This window comes from Bacillus sp. GS3m_15504 (assembly GCF_055825275.1).
The window spans coordinates 1804909-1816880 of record NZ_JBVVNL010000001.1; the positions used below are offsets into that span (position 1 = coordinate 1804909).

9 protein-coding genes are annotated in these 11972 nt (G+C 32.4%); 8 read left to right on the plus strand and 1 reads right to left on the minus strand.

Features of this window, described 5'->3' with window-relative positions:
* Window positions 1–213 precede the first annotated feature (213 nt).
* Together AC0L0O_RS09435 and AC0L0O_RS09440 are read left to right on the plus strand one after the other, a co-directional pair.
* Window positions 214–1968: an adenine deaminase C-terminal domain-containing protein gene (locus AC0L0O_RS09435; RefSeq protein ID WP_098638866.1), complete on the plus strand. Its 1755-nt coding sequence runs from the start codon at window positions 214–216 to the stop codon at window positions 1966–1968.
* A gap of 113 nt (window positions 1969–2081) precedes the next feature.
* A complete protein-coding gene (locus AC0L0O_RS09440) occupies window positions 2082–2609 on the plus strand; it encodes a hypothetical protein (protein ID WP_001982419.1) in 528 nt (175 codons plus the stop codon).
* A gap of 123 nt (window positions 2610–2732) precedes the next feature.
* On the opposite strand, the gene AC0L0O_RS09445 is transcribed toward AC0L0O_RS09440, so the two are convergent.
* Window positions 2733–4112 (minus strand): catalase, encoded by a 1380-nt coding sequence (locus tag AC0L0O_RS09445; RefSeq protein WP_000504442.1) that lies wholly within the window; start codon window positions 4110–4112, stop codon window positions 2733–2735.
* A gap of 271 nt (window positions 4113–4383) precedes the next feature.
* Here AC0L0O_RS09445 and AC0L0O_RS09450 point away from each other — a divergent pair, with 271 nt between their 5' ends.
* From AC0L0O_RS09450 to AC0L0O_RS09475, 6 genes are all read left to right on the plus strand, one after another.
* Window positions 4384–5601 carry an aspartate aminotransferase family protein gene (locus tag AC0L0O_RS09450; protein WP_001286481.1) on the plus strand — a complete coding sequence of 406 codons (1218 nt, stop codon included), beginning with the start codon at window positions 4384–4386 and terminating at the stop codon, window positions 5599–5601.
* Between the two features lie 297 nt (window positions 5602–5898).
* Entirely contained in the window at window positions 5899–6921 is a 1023-nt protein-coding gene (locus AC0L0O_RS09455) for a hypothetical protein (RefSeq protein WP_000429632.1), read from the plus strand.
* A 249-nt stretch (window positions 6922–7170) separates the two neighbouring features.
* Window positions 7171–8688: a glycosyltransferase gene (locus AC0L0O_RS09460; protein WP_001982286.1), complete on the plus strand. Its 1518-nt coding sequence runs from the start codon at window positions 7171–7173 to the stop codon at window positions 8686–8688.
* Between the two features lie 52 nt (window positions 8689–8740).
* Window positions 8741–11062: a glycosyltransferase gene (locus AC0L0O_RS09465; RefSeq protein WP_142337199.1), complete on the plus strand. Its 2322-nt coding sequence runs from the start codon at window positions 8741–8743 to the stop codon at window positions 11060–11062.
* Window positions 11063–11366: 304 nt separating this feature from the next.
* Window positions 11367–11567: a hypothetical protein gene (locus tag AC0L0O_RS09470; protein ID WP_001277649.1), complete on the plus strand. Its 201-nt coding sequence runs from the start codon at window positions 11367–11369 to the stop codon at window positions 11565–11567.
* Window positions 11568–11677: 110 nt separating this feature from the next.
* Window positions 11678–11920: a hypothetical protein gene (locus AC0L0O_RS09475; protein WP_000752461.1), complete on the plus strand. Its 243-nt coding sequence runs from the start codon at window positions 11678–11680 to the stop codon at window positions 11918–11920.
* Window positions 11921–11972 lie beyond the last annotated feature (52 nt).

Below are 11972 nucleotides of genomic sequence, written 5' to 3' on the forward strand. Positions count from 1 at the left end.
TTATAGTTTAGTATAAAAAGGATGTCAGTTGCATGACATCCTTTTTGTTGTGGGACAAAGAGGTGTTATTTATTTTGAAAATTGTTATTTTTAGGAGTATTCCATATAATGAAAGGTATAGGGCTATACAGGGGAGTTATGAATGGATAATACTTTAGTTTGTTAATTATTTTATTTTAATAAAAAAAGTAAATTGATTTGGAGTGAAATACATTGGGACAAAATCAGTTCAGATGGAGTAACGAGCAATTACGAGAACATGTTGAAATAATAGACGGTACAAGAAGTCCTCATAAATTATTAAAGAACGCAACATACTTAAATTCCTATATACGTGAATGGATGCAAGCAAATATTTGGATCTATGATGACAGAATTATATATGTAGGAGAAAAACTACCAGAGCAATTACATGAATGTGAAGTCATTGATTGTGATGGAAAGTATGTAGTTCCTAGTTACATAGAGCCACATGCACATCCGTATCAATTATATAATCCAGAGACATTAGCGAATCATGCGATGCAATTTGGGACAACAACTTTTATTAATGATAATTTAACTTTATTTTTCACATTAAAGCGTGAAGAATCATTTCATTTATTAGATGAATTTACAAAGATTCCAGCTAGTATGTATTGGTGGTGTCGTTTTGATGGACAAACTGAATTGCAAAACGGGGAATCTTTATTTAATAGTGAAGAAATAATAAAGTGGCTACAGCATGAAGCAGTTCTGCAAGGCGGCGAGTTAACAGCATGGCCAAAATTATTACATGGCGATGATGAAATGTTAACTTGGGTGCAGGAAACAAAGCGATTACAGAAAAAAGTGGAAGGACATTTCCCAGGAGCATCTGAAGCAACGTTAGCGAAATTAAAACTGTTAGGTACGGATTGCGATCATGAAGCGATGACAGGGCAAGAAGCGTTAGCTCGTCTTATGCAAGGTTACACCGTTTCTCTTAGGAATTCTTCCATACGCCCAGATTTAGAAGTTTTATTGAAGGAATTGTTGGAATTAGGTGTGAAACAATTTGATAGATTCATTTTTACAACAGACGGTTCACATCCGTCCTTTTATGAAAATGGAATGACGAATAGGTTGATAGAAATAGCGATTGAGCAAGGTATTCCATTAATTGATGCGTATCAAATGGCAAGTTATAATATTGCTCGTTATTATAATATGGAGCATATACATGGTTCGATTGCGACAGGTAGAATTGCTAATATCAATATTTTAGAAAGTAAAGAAAACCCAGTGCCAACGAGCGTAATTGCAAAGGGACAATGGGTAAAGCGTGACGGTGTAAATACACATGAATTATTACATATAGACTGGAGTAAATGTAAAGTAACTCCATTATCATTAGATTGGTCGATAGAAAAAGAGGATATGCTTTTTTCTAATAAAACGGGTATCCACTTATTAAATAACGTTATAACAAAACCATATACTAGTGAAATTAACATAGACTGTGATGAATTGTCCATAGATCATGATGAATGTTTCCTTATGATGATTGCTCGTGATGGTACTTGGCGAGTGAATACAGTTGTAAAAGGTTTTGCGAAAGAACTAGGAGGCCTTGCTAGCTCTTATTCTGGTACGGGTGATATCATTCTTGTCGGGAAGAGAAAAGAAGATATGCTTACAGCTTTTTATAGAGTAAAAGAGCTCGGCGGAGGAATGGTAATCGCGGAAAAAAATGAAGTGTTGCATGAAATGAAATTACCATTACTCGGGATTATGTCTAATTTAAAAATGAGTGAATTAATACAAGAAGAGAAACAGATGGTGAAATTACTACAAGAGCGAGGTTACGCATATAACGATCCAGCATTTACGATTTTATTCTTTTCTGCGACGCACTTGCCTTTTATAAGGGTAACGCCTATAGGGCTATATGATGTGAAAAGTGGAAAGGTAGTTGCTTCGTCGGTGAATTTGATAAAGCAATATTAGATGGAAAGATCCTATAAAAGATGTATTTTATTGGATCTTTCTCATTTCTAGCATAAGAATATTGTAGGCCTCAAATGATATAGTATATAAATCATTTGAGGAGATATGTAAATATGAAAAAAATATTGTACATTTTAAGTGTATTTGTTTTATGTGTATCGATACAACATGTTGTACATTCCCAATCAGATGCACCAAGGTTATCTTCGGATTGTCTTGAAGAAAGGAAAATTCGAGATGAAAAGTATGTGAAGAATATAATACAGGACATTAAATCCACATTTAATTTAAATATTGATGAACATAGTTTTTGGGAGGTGAGTAAAAGAGATCTGGAGGCTGCCCATTTGATGTATGGTGGAAAGGAAAATAATTCTTATTATAATTCGCTAACTAAAATTTATGATAGTGGTGGATTTAGCGAGCAGCCCAGCTTATTTGTGAGGGTGCAAGAAGCATTTTTACTTTATAAAGAAAAAGATAATATAAATGTAATGAAACACTTAAACCTAGATGTTGAAAAAGGGGAATGGCTCGTTATAAAAACGAAAAAGAAGAAAGGGAAAAAAGTGAAATTCAAGCCGTTGCAATGTGAAAAAGATTATATGAAAAAGAGAAATGAGTACCATAATCTAAAATGAAAGAAAGGAAATTTTGAAGGAGAAAAATTTCGTTAATCATTGTAAATAAAGCGATAGAAATCCCTAGTAATTTCGCCATAAAAAACGTCATTTTAAAGATTGAAAATGACGTTTTTTATATTCTCAAAGCTGTTGCATCGCACTTTCAATCCTCTTCACCAAATCAGCTGACACGTTATGAAAATACCCCAAAACGACCTTTCTAATATCATCGGATATAACTTTCAAGTCACTAGCTAAGTTTTCAGCAAGATGTTCTTTTTCTATCGGTTGTAACTTCGCATAAAATTCACCAGCCTGTGTAAAGTCATCTTGTTTTGGTATAGAAGTTCTCTCAAGTTTACCTTCAACGTACCTTCCGTCACCGCTCGTTATTTGATTAGCAGGTGTCCAATCTTGCTGTTGGTTAATTGCTAATTTACGAAATTCAGGACCAATTCTTCTTCTTTGAGAATCACTATAAATGTTTGCACGTCCTTGCAACATTTTATCATCTGATAATTCTGCGCCGTCCAGTAAATTAGAAGGGGAGAAAGCGACTTTTTCTACTTGTTCCATATAATTTTCAGGGTTTTTATTTAATACCATTTTGCCGACTGGTATAAGAGGATACGCTTTTTCATCCCATGCTTTTGTATCATCTAAAGGATCGTAAGAAAGATGCGCTTCATCTTTCGGGTCCATAAGCTGGACGTATAAACCATATTCCACTGGTTTACCATTTGCAATTGCGTCATATAAATCTTTCCCGCTATAATCAGGGTTTTCGGCAGCTAGTTTATTCGCTTCCTCATTAGTAATGGATTGTACACCTTCAAATGGGTACCAATGATACTTTACATATTTGCGGTTACCTTCTGCATTTCTCCAAACATATGTATTTACACTATGTCCTGGAATGCGGCGAAAGCTTTTGGCCGTACCATTATCAGAGTACAAATGGACAACAAAATGAATGGATTCAGGTGCTCTAGCGACAAAACTCCAAAATCTATTCGGGTCTAGTAAGTTATTTTTAGGTGAAGGTGACAACGCTTGAATGGTTTCAGGGAAACGCATCGGATCGCGAACAGAAAAGACAGGAATGTGATTACATAATAGATCGAAAATACCTTCTTTTGTATAGAATTTTGTAGAAAAACCACGTACATTTCTAGCAGTGTCAGGTGTTCCTTTCGTACTAACAGCTAATGAAAATCGAACCATAACAGGAACTTTCTCATTAGAATGTTGTAGAAAACTTAGTTTAGTATGTTCGGACATTGGATAGATCGTTTGAAAATAACCGAACGCACCGAATCCTTTTACATGAACAGGTCTTTCTAAAATTTTTTCGTGAATAAATTCTTGTAACGCCTCGTGAAGCACACTATCTTGCTCTAAAACAGGTCCACGTGAACCAACTGTTTGAGAGTGAAGGATTGCTTGTTCATTACGTTCTCCATTTTCATTAAAGTCTTTCCCTAGTAAAGATTGCCTCTGTTTATCATAGTTTTCACCCATCAATATAGCCTCCAAATCTTTTTTGTTCATTGTTACTAAATATGATTTTTTAGCCTTGATTATGTATAACACGCAAAGCTCAAAATAGTAACAGACCGCTAGATGAAAAAAACGCGTATGCAGTGGACCTGTTGAAATAGAAGAAATTATGGAAAAATGAATATCGGGAAGAACATTACTATTAAAATTTCAATCTTAAAAATGAATTTATACATGACTTTATAGAGAATGAACATAAATAAACAGGGAAAATAACTAGGAGGAATGTAACATGTCGGATTGGTTTCAATTAGATAAAGAATATATGATGTCTACATATTGTCGTACGAAGATTGCAATCGAAAGAGGGGAAGGGTGCAAGCTTTATGATGTGGATGGTAAAGAGTATTTAGATTTATTTTCTGGCGTAGGAGTAAATGTATTAGGATATAATCATCCTAAAATTGTACAAACCACAATGGATCAAGTTACGAAATCGTTGCATCTACCGTTTCATTTTTTAAATCCAGTTGCGATTGAGTATGCAAAGAAATTAGTTGATTGCTCATTAAAAAACGGAAAAGTCTTTTTTACAAACTCAGGTACGGAAGCGACAGAAACGACATTAAAATTAATTGATAAATATAGAGCTATTACAAATGAAGAACGTGAAGGAATTGTAGTGCTGAAAAATAGTTTCCACGGGCGTACGCTAGGAGCACTTCATTTTACGAGACAAGAAAGTGTATATCAAAATTTCCCTACGACATCTATTCCTGTATATGAAGTTGAGCGTGAGAATATAGAGCAATTAGAAGAAACAATAATTGATGAAAATCCAATTGCGATTCTGTTAGAACCTGTATTAGGAAGCGGGGGTATTTATCCTTTATCGCGTGAATATTTACATGGTGTTCAAAACTTATGTGATAAATATAATGTCATTTTTATCGTTGATGAAGTGCAAAGTGGTATGGGGAGAACAGGAAAACTTTTTGCTTATCAAAATTTCAATATTACACCACATATTATTCAAATTGGTAAAGGAGCAGGAGGCGGGATACCGCTAGGTGGAATTATTGTAGGTGAAAAGTTATGTGATGTATTTGCGCCAGGAGATCACGGGACAACATTTGCTCATTCATCAATGGGAACAGCTTTAGGTTTAACTGTATTAAATACATTACTTGATGATGGGTTAATGCAAGAAGCGTATGAAATGTCACTTTATTTAAATGATAAATTGCAAGACATTCAGAAAGAAAATTCTTATTATATTGAGGAAGTACGTCATGCTGGCATGATGTTTGGAATTAGTTTGAATGATACAAATGAAAATGTGAAGAAATTACAGGTAGAGCTAATGGAGAAAGGAATTTTAGTTGACGTAACACAAGGGAATATCATCCGTTTACTTCCTCCATATATAATTACAAAAGAAGAAATTGATACATTTATTACTCAATTTATTTTTTGTATAGATAAAGTTGCTGCTGTAGTAAGTGCTTAAAAGTTAAAAGTTATATTTTATATAAAGTGCACTCTAATTGTTAGAAATAGTTTTACAATTAGGGTGCATTTTTTATAGTAGAATTTTGTGAAATACAGTCGTTATTAAATGATAATGAAAAAATAGAAGGAATTTTATTAGATTTGATACATTATATATTGATATTTAGTTGGTGAGGAAAAGAGAAAGTAAATGTGTAAAGATAGTAGATAAAACGAGTGGTATTAACAACTAATGATAGAACGTTTTGAAAATAATAGCATACGAATATATATATGATAAGAATGAGGTGATATATTGGAAAATAATGATATTCAATTTACTTCTTTACAAATGCGAACTGATAGATTTGGTTGGGCTGGTATTCAATATACAAATAAAAAGCAAGCCATCTTATATACTCGAAACGGAGGAGTAGAATGGGATGTTGTTAATCCTCTAAATTCAATTGTATTATTTGGATATCCAATAAACGCTCGAAGCTCTTGGGCATATGGTTTAACAAAAACGAATGATGATTTATTGCCCGCAATATTTTATACAGTTAATAGAGGGGAAAGATGGAGTGAGTTTATATTACCAATTGAAGAAGAGTGGGAGAAATCGACTGATGTTCAAGTACAATTGCATGCCACGAATATGGATAGTATATGGATTGTATTGTCTAGAAAGCTTGCATCAAATAAATTTGAACATAATTTATACTATTTGAAAACGAAAGGGGAAGTTTGGAAAAAAATTAAAAATATAAGTATTAGTGATAGTATCTCAGGGATAACATTTATAAACGAGTTAATTGGATTTATTTCATTACACAAACAATATGAAACATCAGCGGTATTTAAAACAATGGATGGTGGGGGAAGTTGGCAGCCTATAAAAGATATTCCAAGTCTTGAAGGAAGTAATAATGAGACTTCTATGGCTTATAAAGCAATCTATAAAAATAACTTGTTAGTAATACCAACTAAAATGAATAATGATGTATTTTTCATGAATTACTCAGTTGATAAGGGGAATTCGTGGCATATTTCAAATAAAACAATAAATACTAGTAAAGCGGCTGTTTCTTTTTTTAGTTCCTATTATGGCTGGGTTATAAATAGTGAACATGGAAGTGTATATCAATTAATAAAAAAAGGAGCAAAATGGATAAAGGTATCAAGTAATCCATTGTTGAAAAATGTATTTTGTTTACATTTTTTTAATCGGCGTAAAGGTTGGGCTTGTAATAAAAAAGAAATATTTACTACAACAGATAGAGGGATAACGTGGAAAAAGGTTGTATATAAAATTAATGATATTTATAAATTAGTGTAAAAGAGTCCTAAAGAAATTAGGACTCTTTTTGTTTTTTTATGGTGAGAGTTGTAACACACAACGATAAAAGGAGGGATACAAGTGTAGAGTTTATATTTTCAAAAATAGACGTTTGTTTTCACACAGTATAGTTCACTTTTGAATATGTTAATAAAGTAGCAAATTTAGAGTGAATTGTACTACTTAATATTTTAAATTCATATGAATGATGTTTCATGCCACATGATGTGTAAAAAAGGGGGGATTGTAATGAAATCGTTAACGGTTATTATTTCGTATAGTGATCGAGAGCAACTAGTAGAAGAATTAATTAACGCTGCATGGAAACTAAAACCAATTGAAATTATAATTTTAGCCCCTAATGATAAAAGTAAATTATATGAAATAGCAATGAAATATAGATGTCATAGTGTTTTAATGAATAAATATAGTGCGCATTATCAAGGATATGAAGCTTGTATAAAGAAAGCAAAAGGAGAAATTTTATTATTTTTAGATAGCAATTTTTCATTATCCACAAATGAAATGCAGAGATTTATTGAGCCAATTGTTACAAATCAGGCCGATGTAGTTTTAAATAAAATAGATAAATTGATAGAAATAGGTAAATGTCCAAACATGGACATTGTATGGAGAAAAATGTTAAATGAAATTTTAAGACGACCAGATTTAAAAAGCAATTCAATACTTTCATTGCCATATGCGCTTACGAAGGAAGTGGTGGAAAATATCGGCTTTGATTATATGAAAGATATCGTTTTATCTCATATGAATATTGTGAATCAAGGCTGGCGGATTAACGACCAATATGCAATTAATACGTTATCTAAAGATGAGACTATAGAGGAAGAAGGATATTTAATAAAAAAAGAGTTATCAAAAAATGAAAAAGAGAAAGTAGAAAGATATTTAAGGGGTATATCTAAATGGATAGAGAAAAAAGGAAGAAGAGTAGGGTTTACTGATGCAGGAAAAAGAAGGGATATTATTCAAAAGCTAGGTAAAGCCAAGCAATACCCTTCCTATCATCAAGGTTGGGGAATGCATTCTTCAATTTATGACGGGAAGCAACTTTCTGTTATTATACCGGTGCAAAATGAAGAAGAAACTATAGAACAAGTAATACTCGAGGCAAGAAAAATAGAACCGCTAGAAATAATTGTCGTTGTAAATGGTTCAACAGATTATACAGCTGATATAGCTAAAAGACTTGGTGCCACTATTATTAAATATAACGAACGACTTGGTCATAATGTTGGACGTGCTATCGGGGCGCTGGAAGCTACAGGAGATATTCTCTTATTTATTGATGGTGATTTTAGTGTTTCAGGAAGTGATTTGCATCACTTTACAAAAGCGGTTTCAGATGGCATAGACATAGCGTTAAATGATTTGAACCCAATGCTCAATCCGCCTTTTTATGTTGTTGATATTGTAAAGTATATGCTTAATTTAGCATATGGTCGTCCAGAATTAAGTAATGGCTCATTAGTAGCAATTCCACATGCAATGAGTAAATCATGCTTAGATGCAATAGGATGGGAAACTTTACTATGTCCTAGTCTTGCACAAGTAAAAGCTATATTACAAGGATATAGGGTAGAATGTGTACATTATGTTGATGTTGTAAAACCGAATAGAATTCGTTTAAAGGAAAATGTAAGTCAAAATGGACATCCTCCAGCAGTATTAAGAATAATTGGTGATCATGTTGAAGCGCTCTCTTATTTGATAGAACAACTCGAAATGGATGGAAAGGGTGATTAAACTGTTAGACCAGTATAAAATAATTAACATTTCATATGAACAATTATGGCAAATGGATTTTCAAACTACGGAGCCATTTATACTCAAGGTTGATTGGGATAAAGTAACGTATGAATTTTTAATTCGTATTAAGCCCGATGCTGATAACACAATTGTTTTTGGATCCGGAGCAGGTGGGTTTCAAGAACAGCCAATTGGTCCACCTATTTTTCATCGACATTCTTGGATGGATGAATTTGAAGATACTGTTATATATTATAATGATCCTACTTTATATCTTGGAAAATTATCTTTAGGTTGGGGGCAGGGGGAGTTAAATAGATTTTATTTACAAGATATAGCAAATATTTTAGAAATAGTATTTACAAAGTTAAAAATTGATTCGAAAAATGTGTTGTTTTATGGCAGTTCCGGGGGAGGGTTTATGTCTTTAATTTTAGCTGGATTTGTTAAAGGTTCCACAGCTTTCATTAATAATCCTCAAACAAATTTAATAAAATGGATACCTGTACCTGTAAATCTAGTTTTCGATTTATCTTATCCAGGTTTATCAAGAGAAGAAGTTGAAGAGAAATTTGGAGAAAGAATTAATGCTGTGAAATTTTTTAATCACATTAAATATGTACCGAATATTTATTTTTTGCAAAATTTCGCGTGTGAATTTGATGTGCAAAATCATTTATTACCATTTATTTCTGAATTAGAGCAACTAGATAAAGACACGGAAGTAAATCAAATTATAATAGACTTATATTTTGATAAAAAAGCAGGGCATGCAGCTGTAGGGAAAAGTGAAACAATTGAATATATAAAAAAAGTAAAACCTAATCAGACTGTTAAAGAAGAACAAAAAGAAGCGGAGCTATCAGTCGTTATAGTTTTAGGAGAAGAAAAATCGAAGTTGAATCAAATTTTAAATAAATTGCAGCATATAAAACCAATAGAAATTATTGTTGTAGCTGATGATAGAATGAGTGCTATACAATCTATACCAACATTTGTTGAAAATAATGTTGTTGTGATTGAAGAGAAAAATAAATGGAAAGCACCAGTTCATGGGGCGAAAATTGCCAATGGGGATGTAGTTTTATTTTTAGATGGAGAAGATGTTATTTTTTCGGTAGAATTAGAACGATTTATAGAACCACTACTGAAAAAGGAACAGGATGTAATCTTAAATAACATAGACTCTGTCTGTTTTGAAAAGACAAGAGTAGAATGGCCAAGTATTGCTATGGTGTATAGAAAAATAGTAAACGATGTATTGGGGCGTATGGATTTAAAATATGATTCAATGTTATCTATGCCATATGCTATTACTAAAAAAGCAATTAAAGACATTGGATATGATATCTTGCAGCACCCTATTCTATCCCAAGTAACTCTTATTGAGAAAGGATGGCGACTACATTCCTCGTCAGCCATCACTAACACTTCTTTGAATAATATAACCTCAAACAACACCTCTTTCTATAAAAATGAATTAACTAAATTAGAAGTATGTGAGATTAAAGAGAATGTAAAAGCTTTGGAAAGTTGGTTACAACGAAAAGATGATAGAGGGAACTATACAGATGGAGGAAGAAAAAGAGAAGTTATAGAGCAACTAAAAAAACAGAAGAATTATTCACTTTTTCATAAAGGATGGGGAATGAATTCCTCTATTTATAATGGAAAACAGTTATCAATTATTATACCAGCGCAAAATGAAGAAGCAACAATTAAAGAAGTTATTCTTGAGGCAAGAAAAATTGAACCGAAAGAAATAATTGTTGTAATTAATGGATCAACAGATCAAACAGAAGCAATTGCTAAGCAATTAGGAGCTACAGTAATTGTTTATGAAGAAGCATTAGGGCATGATGTAGGACGTGCTATTGGTGCACAAGAAGCCACAGGAGATATACTTCTCTTTATTGATGCTGACTTTGCTATTCCAGCAAAAGATCTTCATCCATTAACGAAGGCTGTTGTGGATGGGGTTGATATAGCTTTAAACGATTTAAATTTAAATCTGAGATTTCCTCTATATATTGTAAATTTATATAAATATATGTTGAATATTGCTTGTAATCGTAAAGATTTAGGAGTGGGATCCACAATTGCTGTTCCTCATGCTATTAGTAGAAAATGTTTAGAGGGAATCGGCTGGGATACACTTCACACATCTTGTGTTGCGCAAGTAAAGGCAATATTAGAAGGATATAAAGTCGAATGTGTCCATTTTGTAGATGTAATGAAACCAAATCGTATTCGGCCACAAGAGCATTTTGCCACGATAGGACATCCACCAGCTGTACTGAGAATTACTGGGGATCATTTAGAAGGACTTTCATATTTATTGAAGCATAGGGATTTTAAAGATTTATTTTAAAAGGTAAATTTGTCTATTGATTGAGTAATATAAACATTTCATTTAAGCAACTTGACGATATTTAGTATTGCGATGAAACTAAATCAAAAGTTTTTATTATTTTTAGATTAGGTACAAGTAAAGGGCATGTTTCACTGACTGATAATAAATGAGCAAGTAACAAAAAGATAAAGGTTTCTTTATATACATGAAGAAGCTTTTATCTTTTTTATTTTAAGTATGTAAAGTAAAGAGTGGATAAAGTTGTAACAGTATTTTTATTTCTGCATAAGTTGATGTTAGATATAAGAAAGGAGGGAATACCTTGTCTTGCATCAATAAAAGTTGTTTTAATATTTGTTTAGAAACTAAAGTCAATCCAAATGGTGGGGCAGAAATATTTGTAAGGTGCAATGATGAATGTTCATCTCATTTTAATGTAATACCGTTTATTGCATGTGTTTCTATTTCAGTAAAGGATGATTTGAGTTTTTTAGTTGATTTAGATAGTTTAATAAAACGTTAATTTTCTATGGAGTTAACAGTAAAATAACATCTAATTTATAAAATTTAGTAAGAGAGTCGTGTCCGAATTTAACCAACTGCATATATTGTTAAAAGAAAGGAGGGAGAGTTATGGCATGTACTACGAATAATGTTTGTTTTGATGTATGCCTTAAAATTACAATTACCCCTGGTAGTGGAATTGACGCTGTATTGGATTGTGGGGGTGCATGTGGGACAAGTCCTACAATTGTAATTAGTCCTAGTGGATCAATTGTTATTACTTTACCATTAGTTGCATGTTTCTCAATTACACTAAATGATGATTTAAGTGTTGCATCTTCATTAACAAGCCTCTCTTTTCAAACTTCTTAAGAAAACACAGAAATGAAAAGCCTGCCTTCTATTTTCTTTTGAATTCATGTAA